Annotated in this window: 14 protein-coding genes, 1 pseudogene and 2 riboswitches; of the genes and pseudogenes, 5 read left to right on the plus strand and 10 right to left on the minus strand. The window is 36.5% G+C overall.

The window, feature by feature from the left end; translation table 11 throughout:
* Positions 1 to 641 precede the first annotated feature (641 nt).
* A riboswitch (Lysine riboswitch) is annotated at positions 642 to 821 on the plus strand.
* A gap of 134 nt (positions 822 to 955) precedes the next feature.
* On the plus strand, positions 956 to 1,846 hold the full coding sequence (gene dapA / locus C406_RS0110040) for a 4-hydroxy-tetrahydrodipicolinate synthase (protein WP_017380487.1): 891 nt from the start codon (positions 956 to 958) through the stop codon (positions 1,844 to 1,846).
* 60 nt (positions 1,847 to 1,906) lie between these two features.
* On the opposite strand, the gene C406_RS0110045 is transcribed toward dapA, so the two are convergent.
* Positions 1,907 to 2,254, minus strand: coding sequence for a winged helix-turn-helix transcriptional regulator (locus tag C406_RS0110045; protein ID WP_017380488.1), 348 nt, complete (start codon positions 2,252 to 2,254; stop codon positions 1,907 to 1,909).
* A gap of 127 nt (positions 2,255 to 2,381) precedes the next feature.
* Between C406_RS0110045 and C406_RS0110050 the strand changes: the two genes are divergently transcribed.
* Positions 2,382 to 3,548 carry an iron-containing alcohol dehydrogenase gene (locus tag C406_RS0110050; protein ID WP_017380489.1) on the plus strand — a complete coding sequence of 389 codons (1,167 nt, stop codon included), beginning with the start codon at positions 2,382 to 2,384 and terminating at the stop codon, positions 3,546 to 3,548.
* 369 nt (positions 3,549 to 3,917) lie between these two features.
* A complete protein-coding gene (locus C406_RS0110060) occupies positions 3,918 to 4,952 on the plus strand; it encodes an acyltransferase (RefSeq protein WP_017380491.1) in 1,035 nt (344 codons plus the stop codon).
* A 321-nt stretch (positions 4,953 to 5,273) separates the two neighbouring features.
* Here the strand turns inward: C406_RS0110060 and C406_RS0110065 are convergent, their stop codons facing one another.
* From C406_RS0110065 to sfnG, 4 genes are all read right to left on the minus strand, one after another.
* The gene (locus C406_RS0110065; protein ID WP_017380492.1) at positions 5,274 to 5,726 is read right to left on the minus strand and encodes an OsmC family protein; all 453 of its coding nucleotides are present in this window, start codon (positions 5,724 to 5,726) and stop codon (positions 5,274 to 5,276) included.
* 471 nt (positions 5,727 to 6,197) lie between these two features.
* On the minus strand, positions 6,198 to 7,418 hold the full coding sequence (locus C406_RS0110070) for an acyl-CoA dehydrogenase family protein (RefSeq protein ID WP_017380493.1): 1,221 nt from the start codon (positions 7,416 to 7,418) through the stop codon (positions 6,198 to 6,200).
* A gap of 265 nt (positions 7,419 to 7,683) precedes the next feature.
* Positions 7,684 to 8,268, minus strand: coding sequence for an NADPH-dependent FMN reductase (locus C406_RS0110075; RefSeq protein WP_017380494.1), 585 nt, complete (start codon positions 8,266 to 8,268; stop codon positions 7,684 to 7,686).
* Positions 8,265 to 9,353, minus strand: coding sequence for a dimethylsulfone monooxygenase SfnG (gene sfnG, locus C406_RS0110080; RefSeq protein WP_017380495.1), 1,089 nt, complete (start codon positions 9,351 to 9,353; stop codon positions 8,265 to 8,267). The genes C406_RS0110075 and sfnG overlap by 4 nt, the downstream gene beginning before the upstream one ends.
* 303 nt (positions 9,354 to 9,656) lie before the next feature.
* Positions 9,657 to 9,766: riboswitch (SAM riboswitch) on the minus strand.
* Positions 9,767 to 10,256: 490 nt separating this feature from the next.
* On the opposite strand from sfnG, the gene C406_RS0110085 reads away from it, so the two are divergent.
* The gene (locus tag C406_RS0110085) at positions 10,257 to 10,604 is read left to right on the plus strand and encodes a hypothetical protein (protein WP_017380497.1); all 348 of its coding nucleotides are present in this window, start codon (positions 10,257 to 10,259) and stop codon (positions 10,602 to 10,604) included.
* A 448-nt stretch (positions 10,605 to 11,052) separates the two neighbouring features.
* Here C406_RS0110085 and C406_RS19500 read toward each other — a convergent pair whose 3' ends face one another.
* The 3 genes and pseudogenes from C406_RS19500 to C406_RS0110100 all read right to left on the minus strand — a co-directional run bounded on the left by C406_RS19500 (position 11,053) and on the right by C406_RS0110100 (position 15,932).
* A complete protein-coding gene (locus C406_RS19500) occupies positions 11,053 to 12,486 on the minus strand; it encodes an HD-GYP domain-containing protein (RefSeq protein ID WP_017380498.1) in 1,434 nt (477 codons plus the stop codon).
* A 462-nt stretch (positions 12,487 to 12,948) separates the two neighbouring features.
* Positions 12,949 to 14,413 (minus strand): annotated as a pseudogene (locus C406_RS19505) (MDR family MFS transporter).
* Between the two features lie 904 nt (positions 14,414 to 15,317).
* Positions 15,318 to 15,932, minus strand: coding sequence for a TetR/AcrR family transcriptional regulator (locus tag C406_RS0110100; RefSeq protein ID WP_017380499.1), 615 nt, complete (start codon positions 15,930 to 15,932; stop codon positions 15,318 to 15,320).
* A 300-nt stretch (positions 15,933 to 16,232) separates the two neighbouring features.
* Between C406_RS0110100 and C406_RS0110105 the strand changes: the two genes are divergently transcribed.
* Positions 16,233 to 16,841, plus strand: coding sequence for a hypothetical protein (locus C406_RS0110105; RefSeq protein WP_017380500.1), 609 nt, complete (start codon positions 16,233 to 16,235; stop codon positions 16,839 to 16,841).
* Positions 16,842 to 17,011: 170 nt separating this feature from the next.
* Here the strand turns inward: C406_RS0110105 and C406_RS0110110 are convergent, their stop codons facing one another.
* Together C406_RS0110110 and C406_RS0110115 are read right to left on the minus strand one after the other, a co-directional pair.
* Positions 17,012 to 18,349 (minus strand): glycoside hydrolase family 30 protein, encoded by a 1,338-nt coding sequence (locus C406_RS0110110; protein ID WP_017380501.1) that lies wholly within the window; start codon positions 18,347 to 18,349, stop codon positions 17,012 to 17,014.
* 125 nt (positions 18,350 to 18,474) lie between these two features.
* Positions 18,475 to 19,809, minus strand: a complete 1,335-nt coding sequence (locus tag C406_RS0110115; protein WP_017380502.1) for a GH1 family beta-glucosidase — start codon at positions 19,807 to 19,809, stop codon at positions 18,475 to 18,477.
* Between the last annotated feature and the right edge of the window lie 9 nt (positions 19,810 to 19,818).

A 19,818-nucleotide genomic window follows, 5' to 3' on the forward strand; every position in this document is an offset into this window, starting at 1 on the left:
AATAAGTGTCACATCTTTAGTCAACCAATTAGGAAAGCATCTGCCGTCTCTACCGATATTATTTCTTTAATTTATCAGAATATCTAAAAGTATGGTTGGACTTGAAGCCAGCTGAGAAAGAAACTCCTACTACGAAATAAATTCAGGAATAGTGCTAAGATTTTGCAACTCCCCTCTTCATCAATCGTTGAAAAACTTACATTATTAAAGTTTATAAGTGTGTTTAAATTGAAAAAGGCGACATTTCGTATTGCTTACTATGATTCCTTCAGCAAGGTCATAATTCGTTTGAGGTTTACTGCGACATTAACAAGTGATTGAAGTGGAAGGCGGCGACTCCGGCGGGAAAAGCGAGACAGACGAGACCCCACAGGTAGCGCTAGCGGACGAGGAGGCTTGGCGCTCGCTCCGCGGAAAGCGTCCGCCTGAAACGGAAATCACCTTTACTAGTCCATAACTAAGAAATTATAAATCAACTTTTTCAGTGCCCTTCATCAATCCTACTGATGAAGGTGGTTTTCTGCCGTCTCTTCTATATTATTTCCCTAATTTATCTAATACTAATTATATTCCCTTGCATCTACAAAGCTTTATTGGTAAAGTAGATTTAATTAAATACTTTCTTACTTCAAAATATTTGAAGTGAGGATAGAGGCGCAAACATCAATAGTAAACAATTTGAGGATAATGAGATCCTATAATGGTTGTTGAAAGGGATATTTGCCGAAGTAGAGAGAATCTCATGTTCTCAAAACTGGTTCTGTTATTGAATAAATACGGAACTGTCATATAGGCAAACTATATGGAGGGCTATCCACGCATAGGGACGACTTGGACTAATAAAGTTACGTTTCTATTGCAACAGCGGACCCTCGTTGTTGCTTTTTTGCGTTTACAAGAATACGGCCTTCACTACCTCTATATTTTATAAACTATATAAAAGGGGAGAAAAGTAATGATATTTGGCCAAGTTTTAACAGCAATGGTGACACCATTTAATCAGCAAGGTGAGATTGATTTTATCGCTACAAAGGCTTTAATTAACCATTTGATAGCTAATGGTACGGATGGTTTAGTTGTAGCAGGAACAACAGGTGAATCTCCTACACTAGACACACAAGAGAAAATTAAGTTAATTAAATTTGTTGTAGAGGTTGTTAATGGAAGAGTCCCTGTTATAGCGGGAACTGGATCAAACGATACGAGAGCATCGATCAACTTAACGAAGCGAGTAGAAGAAACAGGAGTCGACGGAATTATGCTCGTCACTCCATACTATAACAAGCCCTCTCAAGAAGGATTATATCAACATTTTAAAACCATCGCCCAGGCAACATCATTGCCGGTAATGCTATACAATATTCCTGGACGAAGTGTAGTAAACATGACCGTAGAAACGATTGTAAGACTTTCGGCAATCGACAATATTGTATCGATTAAAGAAGCAAGTGGTGACTTAAATCATATGACTCAAATCATTAGCCAAACACCTAGTAACTTCAGCTTGTATAGTGGTGACGATGGGCTAACATTACCTGTTTTAGCCATCGGTGGTGCTGGAGTTATTTCGGTTTCTTCACACATCATTGGGAATGAAATGCAAGATATGATTAAAAACTTTAAAACTGGGAATTTAGATGTTGCAGCATCTATCCATAGTACCCTCCTTCCTATTATGGAGGCATTATTCGCTGCACCAAACCCAGCACCAGTTAAAGCTGCCCTAAATATGAGAGGCATTGATGTTGGTGGAGTTCGCCTACCCATAATTCCTTTAAACAAAGAAGAAGCAAAGACACTACAAAGAGCAATTCAACCTATTCAATTAGAGTTACTTGTTAAATAGGTGAAATATGAAAGAGCAGCCGAAATTGTATCTTCGGCTGCTCTTTTTATATTCACTTTATTAAATAATTTCGTCTTCATTTACCACTGTATCCATATAATTTTTTCCCCAAGAATACATCGACTCCAGTATCGGCATTAAAGTCACTCCATTTTCTGTAAGCGAATATTCTACTTTTGGAGGAACCACAGCATAAACTTCCCGATGAACAATCTGATCAGCCTCTAGTTCTCTTAACTGATTCGTCATCATTTTAGGCGTTATATTTGGAAGGAGTGCTTTTAATTCACTAAACCTCTTCGTTCCCTCTTTACCCAAATACCAAATGATGATCATTTTCCATTTACCACCAATTATTGACAACGTTAATTCTTTTTCACAATTCAAATCATCTATATTTCGTTTCATCTACATCACCATGTCCTTCCATAGTATCTTTTTAGATACTATATCACAAATAAGTGCGTACTTCCTTATATTAATTACATGGTTTACACTAATCCTTGTAGACAAAACAGAAGGAGTGAATCTTATTATGAACCGTTTTACAATTCCAAGAGAAGTCTTTTATGGTGATGGGGCTCTCGATAGATTAAAAACACTCGAAGGTAAGAAAGCTGCACTTGTAATCGGAGGAGGATCCGTAAAGAAAAACGGAAACCTTGAAAAAATAGAAGGACTCCTACTCGAAGCAGGCGTTGAAACGAAAGTTATTGAAGGGTTTAATATAGAACCAACTGTACAAATGGTCCAAGATGGCGCAAAAGTTTTAAATGATTTTGAGCCAGACTGGGTTATCGGCATTGGTGGGGGTTCCGTGATGGATGCGGCAAAAGCTATGTGGTTATTCCATGAACATCCGGAATTAACATTTGAAGAGGCGGCAATACCTTTCACATTGCCTAAACTTCGCACAAAAGCCAAGTTTATTGGTATTCCAACAACAAGTGGTAGTGGTGCGGAAGTATCAAATTTATCCGTAATCACTGATGAAAAGACCAAAATAAAGTATCCAATAGCTGATTTTGAATTGACTCCTGATATTGCAATCATTGATCCAGTGATGGTAGAAAGTATGCCTGATAACATCACAGCGGATACAGGAATGGATGCATTTACGCATAGTATTGAAGCATATGTGGCTAAACCGCGTACTGTTTTCACTGATTCTTTAGCTATCGGAGCTGCTGAAATCGTTAAAGATAATCTTCTTGCTTCATATAATGGTGATCAAGAGGCTCGTAAAGAAATGCATAACGCACAAGCAATGGCTGGTATGGCTTTTGCCAATGCGGTACTAGGGAATGTACACAGCTTGGCTCACAAAAGTGGTCCTACTTTTGGTATTTCACACGGTCGTGCCAACGCGATTTATTTACCTTATGTCATTCAATTTAACCGTACAGTTGTAACAGAACGCTTTGCTAAGATTGCTACTAGACTTGGTTTAGAAGGCAAGACAAACGATGAACTTGTTGATTCTTTAGTTGCCTATATTCATCAGCTTAATGCTGATATGGGGATTCCAAAAACACTACAAGCATTCGGTGTGTCTGAAGAATTATTTAAAGAGCATGTAGATGTGATGGCTGCTAACGCCATGACGGATCCTTGTACTGGTACAAATCCTCGTGAAACTACAGAAGCGGAAATGAAAAATCTATTTGTAGCCGCTTATTATGGTGAGGATGTTACTTTTTAAGTTGTAGTATTAAGAATTAGATAGATTTTATTAATTAAGCCATCATGTAGTGGATTGAATGATCATCCACTACATGATGGCTTTTTATATATATATCATTGATTTTTGTTTCCATATCGTACAAATAATCCAAGATGGCGCAAAAGTTTTAAATGATTTTTGAGCCATACTGGGAAATCGGTATTGGTGGGGATTCCGTGATGGATGAGGCAAAAGCTATGTGGTTATTCCAGGAGCATCCGGAATTAACATTTGAATACTCTATGCGAATAAAATTAAAGATTGTGAGATAACTCATAAATTAAATCTTATATGCTATTCTTACACAGTATAAGTGTTATTAAAAACCTATCTATAGGGGTGTAAAGAATGAAAAGATTTTATTATCTAGACTACTTACGAATTTATGCGACTATTGCTGTAATCACTATTCATGTATCAGCTACTGCGGTCAGAGCTAATCCTTTTGAAACAGGCTTGTCAGGTTGGCTTAGCGGTAACTTTTTTGAATCATTAGCACGTGCATCAGTTCCAATTTTTATCATGATCAGTGGAGCTCTTCTTTTAAATGACAATCGTTCTCTTCCCTATAGTCAATTTTTGAAAAAGCGAATAAGTAAAATAGCGATACCTTTACTATTATGGAGTATTATCTATTATTTAGCAGGTTCTTTCAGTAATGAATACGATTATTCAACCAAAAATTTTATTTATAAATTACTGACAGATGATATCATCTATCATTTATGGTTTATGTATACAATTATTGGGTTGTATTTAATTACACCATTAGTAAAAATTCTAATGCAACATTCATCCAAAAGAGATGTCGAGTATTTTTTAGGGTTATGGATATTTGCTTCGGTTTTATTAAAATTCATGGTGTATCTTGTTGGTTTTAGTATAAAAATCGAGTTATTTTTTGTTACAAACTTTGTAGGGTATTTTGTGTTAGGTTATTATTTATTAAAATACCAATTTTCCAAGAAAAATATTTTGTATTCCCAAATTTTACTGATCCTTGGATTATTGGGTACATTCTTTTTAACTTATTATGGAACGATTAAAAACCAAGGAGTACTAGAACAGTATTGGTATGAGTATCACTCAATAACCGTATTGCTTACTTCAGTGGGATTATTTACTTTATTTAAAGATATTTTGTTTAAATCAAAACAAGATATCAATGCCTTCCTAAATTGGTTTAGTCAAGCAAGCTTTGGAATTTTCTTAGTTCATGTTTTGGTTCTCAACTATCTTTTAGCCGCTGTATTCGATAAAATAAATATTCAATTTCATTCCATTATTGCGATACCCTTGAATGTTATAATAATCCTAATTGTCAGTTCAATGATTACATATATCATTCGAAAGATACCTGTTTTAAGGAAAATGGTTCCTTAGTTCATTTGCCAAGGGATATGAGAAAAACAAATACACTTTAGGCTGGATTACTCTCAATTCTTTGGGAGTAATCCAGCCTGATTTTTGTTCACATATAAAAAGAAGTGTTATTCAATTATCATTATTAAAAAAGGAGTATTCTTCCCTTATTAATTAACCCACTTGTTGTTCATTGACTGGTTTACGACAATCTGGACGACAGCGTGTAGTAAATATACAGTAAATTGATTGTCTGTTTGGTCGCAAATAAAAAGACTTCAATGAATTATCGAAAAACCCATTGTAGTAACACAACCTACTAACATCATTTCTGAATCTAACCTATTTCTTAATCCAATTTGTTTCTACCTTAACACCTGCATCTATTAATAAATTATAAACAGGACATCTTTTTTCTACTTCTTCTTTTAATTCCTCTATCCGAGAAAGATCTTCATTCGTACTAATAATAACGTCAAAATTCACATTTTGAAAATGTGGTGAAATCCCTTTGATTCCCATTAATCCTTGTAAATCTAGTGTTCCATCATTTACAAAATCTACGCCTTGATAGGAAAAAGACTTTTCTTTCGAAATGATCCCAATCATAACGGAAGTACAGCTAGACAACCCAGCCAATACATATTCAACAGGATTTGGTCCTTCATCAGTACCACCTAGACTTTTTGGTTCATCAACAATTAATGGTGAAAAATCTCTAACCGATATTGACGTTTTCAAACCACTTTCCCATTTTCCACTTGTGTTCACCTTTAATAATTGTTGAGTTGTCATATAATCTCCCCTAATTCCTAGTTATTTGGTAGGTTTTATTTTAATCTAAATAATCAAAATTGTAAATCTATTTATCGCGTTACTAATTACCTGTTTATCATTTCTCTTACTGAGGGTGCTTTTTTACATCATCAACATCGCAGCAAATGAGCTGCTCTGAAGATGAATTTTTTTTCATATAGGAAATGACCTGTTATAAACGCCAAAAATTGTTTCGACCTGGGACGGTATAGTGAATCATCAACACCGCAGCAAATGAGCCGCTCTGAAGATGGATCAGTTTCATCTAGATGGAAATGAAACTAACATAAATAGTCTTAACTAGATCAATACTTGCAATGCCTGTTATCCCCCCTTTTAATCGACATCAACATCGCAGCAAATGAGCCCTCGTTAGATGAAATAGTTCATTTATATAGGAAATGACCTGTTATAAATGAAGCTTAACTAGATCAATACGTGCCAAGCCTGTTATTCTCCACCTTTTGTCCACAATTCGAGCGGAAGTCCTAGAAGCCCCTTGCCTACCCATTCCCTTGCAATATTATTGGATGGACCCATGGCGATTCCAGCTCGTGCATCACGGAAAAGACGTTCGATTGGACCTTTTTTGTATCCATAACCGCCGCTGACATCCATCGCCGTTCGCGTCGCTTTATTCGCTACTTCAGAAGCATGAACTTTGAATTCTGTAAGAGGCAAAGTTAACTCTCCTTGGTCTCTTCCTTCAGATTGTAAAATAATTAATTGTTCAGCGAGATCGATTTGCCAAGGTTTTGTACTCTCGATTAATATTTTAGCTTCTGCCAGTTGTTGTCTGATTACTTGATAATCGCCTATGCGATTGTCAAAGTCTCGGTGAACCGTTTTCGTCGCGTGCTCCGTTGCGAGTTGAAGTGCATTTTCAGCTACACCTAACCAGGCAGATCCAAGTCCGATCAGGTAAATAGGAGATACGCCGTGTAGCAGAATATCCTTCCCACGTCCTTCTCCACCTAGGATATCGCGTTTGGGAATTAGTACATTGTGATAAGAAATTGGGCCACTATGATTGCCATGTACACCTAGGGCATCCCATATTTGCGCTTTAATACCTGGTAGCTTGCCGTCTACGATGAAAAAGCTAATATCCGTTGCATCTAGAGCATCCGGGCTACGAGTTTGAACGACATAGAAATCGGCTTGACCTGCACTTGTTGTGAACGATTTATCTGCATGTAAAATATAATCTTCCCCGCTACGCTTGGCTTGGCTGAAATTGTACCACCAGTGTCCTCCTGATGCTTTTTCGCTAGTAGAATATGTTCCAATCCATCCTTTTTCAATCGGTTTTAACCAGCGTTCCTTCTGGTCTTCACTTCCATAAAGAGTGATGGTTTGAATCGCCCCTACATGCATGACATAAACAAGTGCTGTTGACGCACATGCTTTACCGATTTCTTCTGCCACTATGGCAAATGCCACATGATCAAGGTCCAAGCCATTATATTTCTTAGGGACAAGAATATTTCCCCATCCATTTTTAACTAAAGCCTCTAAGTTTTCTCTCGGGAAACGTCCTTCTACATCCGTAATGTCCGCGTTCGGCAATATGACTTCATTCACAATGCTTCGGATTTCTTTTCGAATCTCTTCGTAATAGTCTCTTGTACTTTTTAAATAGGTTGGTCGTTCCAATAAATCAATAGACATAATGGATGCTACCTCCTGTGTTTTATTGATAATTATTTTATAGTCAAACAGTCACGGATCATTCAATATGGTATTTCATTAATGTCTAGTACCTGTAAAGCGGCTCATTAAGCGCTTGTATCATAGACTACTAGTCTTACATATGGTAAAATATTCAGATAATTTCATTATTACATCCACTGATAGGGTGTTAGTGATTACATATCTTTATTTTGGAGGTAAAAGTATTCCCGTACTTTTACCTCCCTTTTTTATGTGTACATTTCTAGACCAGCACTTTTCTCGGAATGGCAGGTTGATCAGCTCCCTCAAAACGTTTATCGATCAAACGTGTAAGGCTCACTACATCACTTGCCAATGCTTCAAGTCGCTCAAGAATTTCGTAACTGCTTATTTCTTTGTTTGTAAAGTGTTCATTATGAATGTACACACTGCCCGGGACTACATGCGCTTTGAAGTAACCTGCAAGGGGTTTAAACTGATGTTCTAGCGCCAAATAATGATGATATGTTCCTCCTGTTGCAATGAAGCCAACTACCTTCCCTCTTAAAGCGTCATTTGGTATTAAATCAAATACATTTTTCAAAGCACCTGTATAGGTACCGCGGTAAATGGGCGAACCAATAATATAGCCATCCGCATTTGCTAGTTGATCAATCAAATATTTGGTATCTCCTTCATAAAGTGCAGGGTCCCTACCATCACAAAAGCCTACTGATAGATCCTTTAAATGGAGATGGATTGTTTCTATCTCAGGGTTATTGTACTTTGCAAAATCAAGGGCTTTGTCAACAGCATTAAATGTCTTAGATGAAGATGATAAACTTCCAGTTAGGCCGATAATTTTCATACGCTCACCACTTCCTTGTGTAATTGTGCTTCTTTTTTCTTCACTAGCGGTATCACTTTTTCACCGAAATCCTTAATATCTTTTTCATAATGAAGGAAACCTGTCAGGATAAGGTCAACGCCTAACTTCTTCAGCTCAATGATGCGATCTGCCACTTGTTCAGCAGTACCGATTAACCCCGTTTTAAAGCCGTCATTATACTGGACCAGATCTTCAAATGTGGAATTTGACCACATGCCATCTTTTTCCTTTGATGAAGCTCCCGCTTGTTTCACTGCATCCCCAAAACCTTTCACAGCTTCCACGTCAGCGTTTGACACAATATCACGCAACACTGCAATTGCTTCCTCTTCCGTATCGCGCACAATAACAAATCCATTGACGGCATACTGGAGTGTTCGGCCTTCTATTTTAGCTAACTCTTTCACTTCTTCAATTTGTTTTTTAAAGCCCTCCTTTGTGTTGCCATTCATGAAATACCAATCTGAAACTCTGGCAGCCATTTCTTTTGCTGCTCTTGAATTGCCTCCCTGAAAAATAGGTGGACTTGGCTTTTGAACGGGCTTGGGTTTTAGTGGGGCCCCATTAATTCTATAAAAATCGCCTTTAAACGTGGTTTCTTCCTCTGTCCACAGTCCTCTAAGAACTCTAATGAATTCTTCTGAACGACGATATCTCTCATCATGCTCAAGCCAAGGCTCTCCATATCCCGTAAACTCTCCTTTGAACCAGCCACTAACTACATTGACTGCCGCCCGCCCATTACTAATATGATCTAATGTCGCCATCATTTTTGCATATACACCTGGATGCCATAGCCCCGGATGCACAGCTGAGATTAGGTTAATTTTTTTCGTTACACTGGCAAGTGCCGCTGCTAATGTTGCCGCTTCAAGTTGATACTCCGCTCCATAACTTGCAAAGAATCGTGTTTGCAAAAGGGCATAGTCAAAACCCGCATCTTCTGCTGCTAGCACATATCTTTTATTGGCTTCAAATGACCAATCGGTTTCTTGGGGTAATTTAGAGACAACTAGACCTCCACTTACATTCGGAACCCAATACGCATATTTTAATTCACTCATGTTTAACTTCCTCCTCAGGGTTTTCCTGACATGGACGTAAATACGCTTAAATGTTAAAATAGTAAAGCGATCTAAGCCCTCCTCAGGGTTTATCGTATGGTTACAAGGGATGAAAGTACTGTCATACTTTCATCTCTTTTTTTATTGCCCATCACCTCCTTAAAGTACTTCATCAAGACTAAAAAAAATTGTAGAAATACAAAAAACCCCTCTTTCATAAGAAAGAGAGGCACAGTATGTATTAAATTCAAAACCCCTCTTCACAAGACAGAGAGATGCAGAATTCACTAAATACAAAGTCCTCTCTTATCTATCAAAACGTATACGTTTTGTAGGATTTGGCACCATCTTATTCGAAAATAAGTGGTTGCCGAGCTTCAACGGGCCAGTCCCTCAGCTACTCTTGATAAGAGATACTTTATTAAATTTTCAAGTTTGTTTTCGTTAATATCAAACAATACTGCATCTTCAGAATAATGTCAATTGTTTTTTGGAATTTTTTTGAACTCTTATTGCACGATAATAAGTGAATGATGGAAGTGAATTATAGTACGAATTGAGTCAATTTCATAATTAATAAAACCGGATGTAAACACGAACATTCTAAATACAAATATTCTGTCGATTTCCGTTACGGACGGACGCGTGGTAAATGCTAAGCCGTTCGGTTTTGGATCACTTATTCCTAAATAAACGATCAAATCAAACCTGTTTTATTATCAAAATAAACAGCCAAATATAACCCAAATTAGCACCTCATTTGGAGGTGCTTTTATAAAATTTTAGAGGTGAAAATGGATATTGTTGGTATAATAAATAAAAGATATTTCTTCAATGAACTAATGATGCAGGTTAGTTGAGCGCAATATATTAGAAAAATCGAAAAAAGAGGAGTGTTAAATAGTGGATGATTCAATTGGTTACGTTATGGTCGTATTTGTAATAATAGGTACAACATACGGTTTAGTTAGACAAATCCAACATATTATGACTATCCAACGACTTAGAAAAACAGATTTATCTAATTACAAAAGGACATTAATTGGATACTATCTAGAGTCTGTCTCACTTTTGGGTTTTCTCATTTCTTTTACATTAAACGTATTAGTCGGAATACAAATAATCCAGTCAAATCTAGTTACAAGCGATAAAACTGTTTTAAGTTGTTTTATATTTCTTGGTATTTTTTTAATTACTAAATTGATAGTCATTCCTAAAAACAGTAAACAACACAAATTATTAAAGGGATAACAGGATGCTTTATTAAATTATCATTTCATATTGAACTAATTCGTGCTTAAGTTTAATAAGTAGAGATGAAAACTAGGCTTACTAAAAATTAGAACTAGAAAAACACTGAGGAAATACTCAGTGTTTTCTTCTCTTTTCCAAACACAAGCATTTATTTCCCAGTTAACAGGTTTCTTGTTTATTTTTTCAGTGATATTTACGTCAATGCAATTCCATCCCTCTTTATCATACGAATTAGATACCTAAATACTTAGTTTACAATCACAATTGTAATAGCAATAATTGATCTGTCAATGAGATGATTATTTTAAGGAGAAAATCAATACAAACCTTGATATATCAATAAAAAATAGACTTCCAAATGTATAGCTAATTGGGTGTCTATTTAGGGTTATAATTCAAGAAAAGTGATTCAAAACTGAACGGCTTAGGTAATTACTCGTCTTTCTTAAGTTCTTATTATCAAACTATTCCCTAAAGCTTTTTCGATAAATAAGCTTACCAATTCCGGATCAAATAGAATACCCGCATGTAATTGCAATTCTTCTATTGCAGCTTCAGTTGACAGAGTACTGCTATACGTCCTTTCACTCGTCATCGCATCATAGGCTTCAACAATGGCTATTATTCTTGACTCAAACGGTATTTCTTTCCCTTTCAAGCCTCTCGGATAGCCTTTCCCATCCCATCTTTCATGATGGTATAAAACATAATCAGCCATATTCGGCATATCATTTAGTGTACTTAAAATTCGATGACCTATTTCTGAATGGCGCTTAATCTCTTTCCACTCACCGTCAGTAAGTTTGCCAGGCTTATTGAGTATAAGTTCATCTATAGCTATTTTACCTATATCGTGAAGTAATCCAACTGTTTTGAGTTCCTTAATTTTATACTCAGATAGTCCAAGAACTTGTCCCATGCTTTCGCATAGTTTTGACACTCTTTGGGAGTGTTGTTCCTCCCCTTTATTCTTATCATGAAAAGCCTTAATAATCATATCAACTGTATTTCCCCTAATACTTGGGCTTTCAAAAAGTTTAATCGTATACATATGTTTGTCTGCTTTTTTGAATACTTCTTGTATTTCATCTTCTTTATTCTTCTTCGTTTCATAACCAAATGAAATAGAAATATCAATTGAGCCTACTTTTTCTAGTGAAGCCAATTCCAAGATACGGTTGATAATGATCTGTGCTTCAAAACCATTCGTTTTAGGTAACAGAATAACAAATTCATCCCCGCCGATTCTGGAAACAATATCATCAGCTCTGCAACCTTGTTTAATTATTTCTGCAGATTTTTTCAACAACTCATCACCCATGGCATGTCCAAAGAAATCATTGATTAGCTTTAAACCATTTAGATCACCAATTAAGATAGTCAAAGGCAAGTTCCTCGGCGTATCCAGTCTCTTTAACTCTGCTTCATAAAATCTTCTGTTATATAAACCTGTTAATTGATCATAGTAGCTAAGATATGAAATCTCTTCGTTTTGAAAGGCTAGCTCTTTATTCATAATGATTAACTCTGCTGCTCGTTTATCTTTTTCTTTATTTTGAAAGGCTAGCTCTCTATTTGCAATGACTAACTCTGCTGCTCGTTTATCCTTCTCTTTGTTTTGAAAGGCCAGTTCTTTATTCGCAATAATTAATTCTGCTGCTCGGGCTGCCTTCTCTTCGTTCTGAAAGGCAAGTTCTTTATTTGCAATGATTAATTCTGCAGCTCGTTTATCTTTCTCTTTATTTTGAAAGGCTAGCTCCTTATTCGCAATAACTAGCTCTGCTGCAAGGTCTGCTTTTCCTTCGGTTTGAACTAGCTCTTTATCCCCAATGATTAACCCTGCTTTTTCTTCAGTTTTAAAGTATAAATCATCGTCCATATAGCACTACACTCCCTATTTTTCTCGGATTTCTTTGCTTCTCGGTATCTGTAGGTACTAGCCATAAGTTCATTAATTTTTTGCGACCTTAAAACAGCAGGACTAATTTGACTTAGCAGCAGTATCTATTATCTGCCACGTCTGATGGTGGAATGCGGAGCGAGCCCTACTGTTGAGAATTATGAACATATTAACGATTACCTCAAAAATGGATTTACCAACATGTCTTAATGACATTTTCTTCATAAGCTTAAATCTACTGTTTTTAGTATAAACTTAAATTTAATTCAGTTTCATACGAAATTACTTCCTAATTTTACTAATCACACAAAAATCCATTATATTAAATATAACATATATTAGTATATTGGCACTACTTTAATATATGGTCACAAATACCTACTTTAACATAAAAGCGCACATAGGAAAGGCTGAACCGAATTCGGTCCAGCCTTTAGTTTATTATTTTTTAAAGGGTACCTTTTTACCCGCGAGGTCTTTCTCTTCTTCAGTTACCGGTCGTTTCGGCTTTTTAATGAAGAATGTTAGTAGTAATGCAACTGCTGCAATAAACGTTGATATGAGGAAAGCGTGATTGACTCCTTCCAACATGGAGATCTTTATAATACTGGCTGGGTCTGCTCCACTTAAAGCCAAGTCGTTCGCTGTCGAAGTCGTTCGTGTATTCATGACTGTGATTAGTAGTGCAGATCCGATGGCACCTGATACTTGCTGTAGGGTGTTGTTCATCGCTGTTCCGTGCGGATAAGCTTTGATCGGCAACGTATTTAGGCCATTCGTCATGACCGGCATCATAACCATTGAAATACCTAACATCCGAATTGTGTAGATGCCCATGATCTGTAGATACGTCGTTTCCATACTTAAATCACTGAAGAGATAAGTGGAAATCACTACAATTGACATCCCTGTAATCGAGAGTACTTTGGCACCGTACTTATCGAACAATTTACCAGTGACAGGTGACATAAAGCCCATTACTAAAGCTCCTGGAAGCATGAGCAAACCTGAATCAATCGGTGATATTCCTTTAATCGTCTGGACATAGATCGGCAAAAGAATCATGGCAGAAAACATTGACATTGATACGACGATAGAAATCGCGGATGACAAAGCGAACATCGGATATTTGTAAATCCTAAATTCAAGTAATGGATCTTTTAATTTAAATTGACGGAAGATGAATGTTACTAGCGACACAACACCAATGGTAATTGTCCCTAATACAAACGGGTCACTCCATCCGTTTTGTCCAGCAGCACTAAATCCGTAGAGGATTCCTCCAAAACCAAGGCTTGAAAAGACGAGAGACATTTTATCCAATGTCAAATCTTTGTTTTGGAATGTTAAATTCTTTAATTTGAAAATCCCTAATGCTAGTGGGATCAAAGCCAGTGGCAGGATGATGAAAAACAATACTCTCCATGAATAATGTTCAACAATATAGCCCGAAAGTGTCGGACCAATTGCTGGTGCAACAATCAAGACCGAATATCCCCATTGCTGAGCCTCGGCGCTCTATAGGAAATGCTACTAGGATCACGTTCATCAAGAGTGGCATCATAAGAGCAGCACCAGATGCTTGAATCATTCTACCTGCAAGAAGCACACCGAAAGTCGGAGCTAAACCAGCAAGCAATGTACCGAGCGAAAATAACGACATCGCCAAGATGAAAATGGATCGGTTCGAATAGCGTTGAATAAAATATGCGCTGGCTGGAATTAATATTCCGTTCACGAGCATATATCCCGTTATGAGCCATTGTGCCGTTGCAGCCTCAACTTTTAAATCTGTCATAATGGAAGGCAATGCGATGTTCAATAGAGTTTGCGTAAATATAGCCACAAACGCCCCTGTAAATAAAATGGCTATAATGCCATAAGGTGGTTTCTTTTGTTCTGTCATTCTTGTATTCCTCCAACTATTTTTGTTATTCTAGTAATTTTTTTTTTTATAAATGGCTATGTTAACTACTTTCTAAGAAAAACCGAAAAAACCTACTACACAACTTGAAGAATAGGACAGCATTCTTTTAAGTCTAGTGATTTCCGTTACAGGCGGACGCTTTCCGCGGGCGGTCCGTGAGCCTCCTCGTCGCAAGCGACTGTGGGGTCTCACCTGGACTCGCTTTCCCGCTGGAAAGATAGTGGACGAACTGTCATTCGTCCACTATCTTTGCGACGAGTAACCGCAGGAGCACATGTTTTCTCGCCGCCTTTCACTACAATCATTCACGTTTTAAAAATGAACAATGGTAACAAAATAGTTAAAAAATAAAAAAAGTCCTATCTTTTAATGAAAGCACCACACCCCTATTTAGTGGACGATTTTTCATGTGCAGTCCATTACTAAACAAAGATAGATCACTGATCAAAATCCACTTCCACTGAGAGAAAAATTACGTTTCTAAAAAAGGTAATCACGACTTCACATTACTCGAATTAACGAGAGTCACATCAGAGAAATTCCGTTTTAGCATGTTAGTCTCCATATATTAAAACACCATGAACACTGGGTTCTTAGCACATCAATTTTATAAACTTTCTTATGTTTTAAAAAATAGGGAAACGACTTTCTTTCTATCCAAACACAATTTATTAGAAGCTATAGAGAAGCTATGTTAAATAATGCTGTTGATGTCACATGAAAAACAAAAGAGTACATTTGCGCCTAGCATGGCCGCAAGAGCGTGAAGAATGAGACCCACAAGTATGTGGTTTTCATGCTTGTTGACTCATACGAAACGTGCGGTAGCGCAAATGTACGATAAAGAAAATAAATCAAAACGCTCATAATTTGTTGCACAGACTTACTCTTTACTAAGTCCCTTTTTGAGCAAATTTACTTCGAGTTTATAATTTTTTACGGATTCATCGATGGACAAGTCTTTTGCAAATACTTGAATCAGATTTTGGATTGTGATGGCTTTCATGATTTTGAGAACATGAATCAGTTCCATTTCATCCTTGATATTCAATTTATTGCGATCGACCAAAGCCACAACCTCTGCCAATCGAGTATTTAATTGCTCCTCACTTACCCCAGGAGTCAATGTGTTTTCTGATTTATAATTCATATTCAAAAAGGCATTTCTGAAAAATTGACGAGATTCTATGCTTTCCAAGTTGATCAGCATCATCTCGAAGGATTCAATAAATGTTTCCATTAAATCTCCATTTTGTTTGACTAATATCGCAATAAATCTCTCATTTAGCCGCTTTGAGGAGTCATCAAGCAAAAAGTAATACAGATCCTCTTTATCTTCAAAATATTGATAAAAGCTTCCTCTAGGAATTCCCGCCTCTTTAATAATATTGGAAATGGAAGCTTCAAATAATGGAGCCCTTGAAAATTCCTTAATAGCTGCACGTATTAATGTTTCTTTTTTATCTATGGGTAATTTAATGAAGGTTGGTTTAGGCAATCTTTTCATTCCTATCTAGATTCAATGTGACACCCTGTCATATTTGGACAAGAATTCATTATATATGACAAGGTGTCACAACGCAAACAAAATGTGACACCTTGTCATACTTGATTTTTTCACCAATGAAAAAACCATACCAAGCAACGCTTAACGCTGTGCAGGGTTTGGTTTTTTAAAAATCACTTACTTATTCACTTACCATATTTCCTTCTATTCACTACTATAAAAAGTATCTTTTACATGTATTGTAACTTGCCATCACATACAATCGTCTAAAAGGAAAAAAGGAGGATTAATTTGGAAAGATCAAATTCAAAAAACCATACAGTGAAATTTATGATCTTGGTGATCTTTTTTATTTCCCTTTTAAATTATTCAGCTACTACTAGTTATGCTTGTTCATGTGTTGAGCCTAATTCTGTGAAAGATGAAGTACAGCGTAGTTCGGCCGTTTTCTCTGGAGAAGTTATTGATATTGTAGATAAAAATAAAAGTGCGTCACTGCAATCTTCTGATGACCCCATTGCTGTTCTATTTGAAGTGGATGAATCTTGGAAGGGTGTCAATCAAACACAAGTTGTTGTTTATACGGAAAGAAGTGAAGCAAGTTGTGGCTATGAATTTAGTCTAAACAATGAATATTTAGTGTATGCACAAGAAATTGATGGCACCATTAAAGCGAGTTACTGTTCAAAAACTTCCCTTTTGACATTAGCTGACCAGGATTTAATTGAATTAGGTATAGGAGAAAAACCAACTGAACAAGTATCCATCGACTTAGACGTTAATGAGGGTGACGAAGACTCAACAAATAATAATCTACTATATAGTACTTCACTAATCGTGGTATTGTTATTGGCTGTTGCTGTAGTCTATATCAAACGATTTATTAAGAAGAAACCATAAGAAATTCAACAATGCATGACAATTAGGTATAGGAGAGCTTCGATTTATTTCGTTTTCCCATTTTTAATGAAATATCGAGCTAGTTAACACTACTTTCATTTAAACCTAAATAAACCATCCCCACATAGCTCAACGCTGTGCTGGGGATGGTTTATTATATTCGCAAAGATTTATATAATATATGTACCAATAGACCGTTTCTGAGCAACCAAATTTACATATTCACCTGCAAGCTGAATCGTAAAGGAAACGTCGTCTTCTGTCTCGTTTAGTGCCACTAATACTAGAGTTCCGTCCTCATTTTTAAATGCGGTGACTGAAAGTTTTTTAATAGCAGATTCAAGTCCAATTCGCTTAGCGCCAGGCTTGATATATTTACTAAAATGTCCAATGGAAAAGTAGGAACTGTTATAGTGAACTTCGTCTTGCTTAGTATCAACAATAATTGGAGCATCGCAGTAGTTTCCTACATGATTGGGACCTCCATTTTCATCCAACACCAGATTCCAATCAATAAAGCCTTCTAACCAATTATTCATATCGCCAATAATATTTCTAGCATATCGTTCCCCAGTATGCCATGAACCTAATTGCACACCACCTTCTATGCATCCTTCTGTAAAGATAAGATGGTGATCCGGGAACTGTTCATGAACGATTGAAAGATTCTCAAATTCTTCTGAAACATACCAATGGTTTCCAGTACCCCAAACATACTTAGCTGCTTCTGAATCTGACATGATAGTTTTAGTACGTTCTACAATTTGATCCCGGTTATGATCCCAAATAATAATTTTTTTATTGGCAAGTCCATTTTTTTGTAAAGTAGGTCCTAAGTGGTACTTTATAAAATCACGTTCTTGTTCCCCTGTATAGCGACACGAGTCCCATGTTTGTGTTGCATCTGGCTCATTTTGTACAGTAATTCCCCAAATAGATATACCTTCTTTTTCCATAGCCTCAATATACTTTACATAGTACAAAGCCCATAAATTTCGATACTCTTCTTTTAACATTCCACCATGGTTCATTTCCCCATTTGTTTTCATCCAAGCCGGCGGACTCCATGGTGATGATAAGATGGTCAACTGAACTTCTGCCACTGCCATAGCTTCTTTAATCAATGGAACAACATACTTTAGTTCTCTTTCGATTGTAAATGAGTCGAGTGATGTATCTCCGTCGTCTACATATGTATAATTTTCAAGTGAGAAATCACAGCTATTAATATGTGTCCTTCCGAGGGTATATCCTAAACCAATATCCTTATTAAAGTATGCTTGTATGATGTCATTTCTATAACCGGGAGAAACTTTCGATAAACTGTATGCCGCCGCCTCTGTAAAAGCACCCCCAAAGCCCATCCATTGTTGATATTCAAGTTCGGGATTTAGATTTATCACGTTACCACTAGTAGAACTTCCTTGTTGAAATAATACGCTACCTTCTTCATTCCATTGTTCTTTTTTATACTTAGATGATTGTATGATACGAATTTTTTTACTCATCATTTGACCTCCAACACGTCAGTATATGAAGCGAGAATTAACATGATAATAATTTCAACTAAGGCACTTGAATGGAGAAAAAATTCATCTACGATTTAAATAATAGATACTAAAATAGTAGACAGTTAAACAGTCCTCGTTCTTACAATCTCTTTATAACGCTTTGCACTATCCTTCCAAAATCTCTGTTGTGTTTCAAAATCCACATAAAAGATACCAAAACGTTTTTCATAGCCAAACGACCACTCAAAATTGTCAAACAATGACCACAGGAAATAGCCTGCAACATTCATTCCTTCGTCATTTAGTTCCCTTACCGCTGTAATATGTTCTTCAAGATACTCCGTTCTTTCTTGATCGTGTATACTTCCATCTACTTCTAACACGTCATTGTAAGCAGAACCGTTTTCAGTAATATATATAGGTAAATTTGTATAGTCTTGTCTTATACGGTAGATTAGCTCTTTAAACTCTCGTGGTGATACATCCCATCCCATTGCTGTTTTTTTATAGTCTGAGTAGGCACCATTATATAGTAAATTTGTATTTCCAGCGTATTCTACGATTGCTCGAGAATAATAATTAATTCCAAAAAAATCACAGTCTACTGAAATAGTTTTCAAATCTTCTGGTTTAATAAAATCAAAATCATGAACATAGTTTGAAAACAAATTAACCATGTCTAGTGGATAACTCCCCTTGAAAATCGGGTCTAGAAACCAGCGATTCGTATATCCATCAGCATTATTTACAGCAATACGATCATTATAAGAATCCGTCGCTGCGTAAGCCGGTGTTAAATTCAACGTAATACCAATCGGGGTAGTAGATTGTAATTTTTCTTTTAATAGCTTTACTGCTTCTCCATGAGATAACAGAATATGATGTGCGGCTTTTAATCCTTCTTCCATATTTGTATGTCCTGGCGCATGAACTCCTTGATGGTAGCTTAGAAAACTTGAACACCAAGGTTCATTATGAGTAATCCATGAATCGACATATTCATCTAATTCAATAAAACACTTTTCTGAGAATTCTAGAAACCATTTTACAGAATCCCGATTAATCCAACCGCCTTTTTCATAAGCCCACATTGGCAAATCCCAATGATACAACGTAACCATGGGTTTAATTCCTGCTTCTAGCAATTCAACAAGTAAGGACTTATAAAAATTCATTCCTTCTTCGTTATAGACACCTTCTTGAGGGAAAATCCGTGGCCATGCGATGGAGAACCTATATGAGTCTACACCTAGTTCTTTAATAAGTTGGACATCGTCTTTATAGCGATTATAGTGATCAATTGCAACATCCCCAGTATCTCCATTAAAAACTTTTCCTGGTATTCTTGAAAATGTATCCCAAATAGAAAGGGAACGACCGCCTTCGTTAAACCCACCCTCGACTTGGTAGGATGATGTTGCTGTGCCAAAAATAAATTCTTTATTAAATTGCGACAACTAAAACAC

Source organism: Paenisporosarcina sp. TG-14 (assembly GCF_000297555.1).
Classification (GTDB): domain Bacteria; phylum Bacillota; class Bacilli; order Bacillales_A; family Planococcaceae; genus Paenisporosarcina; species Paenisporosarcina antarctica.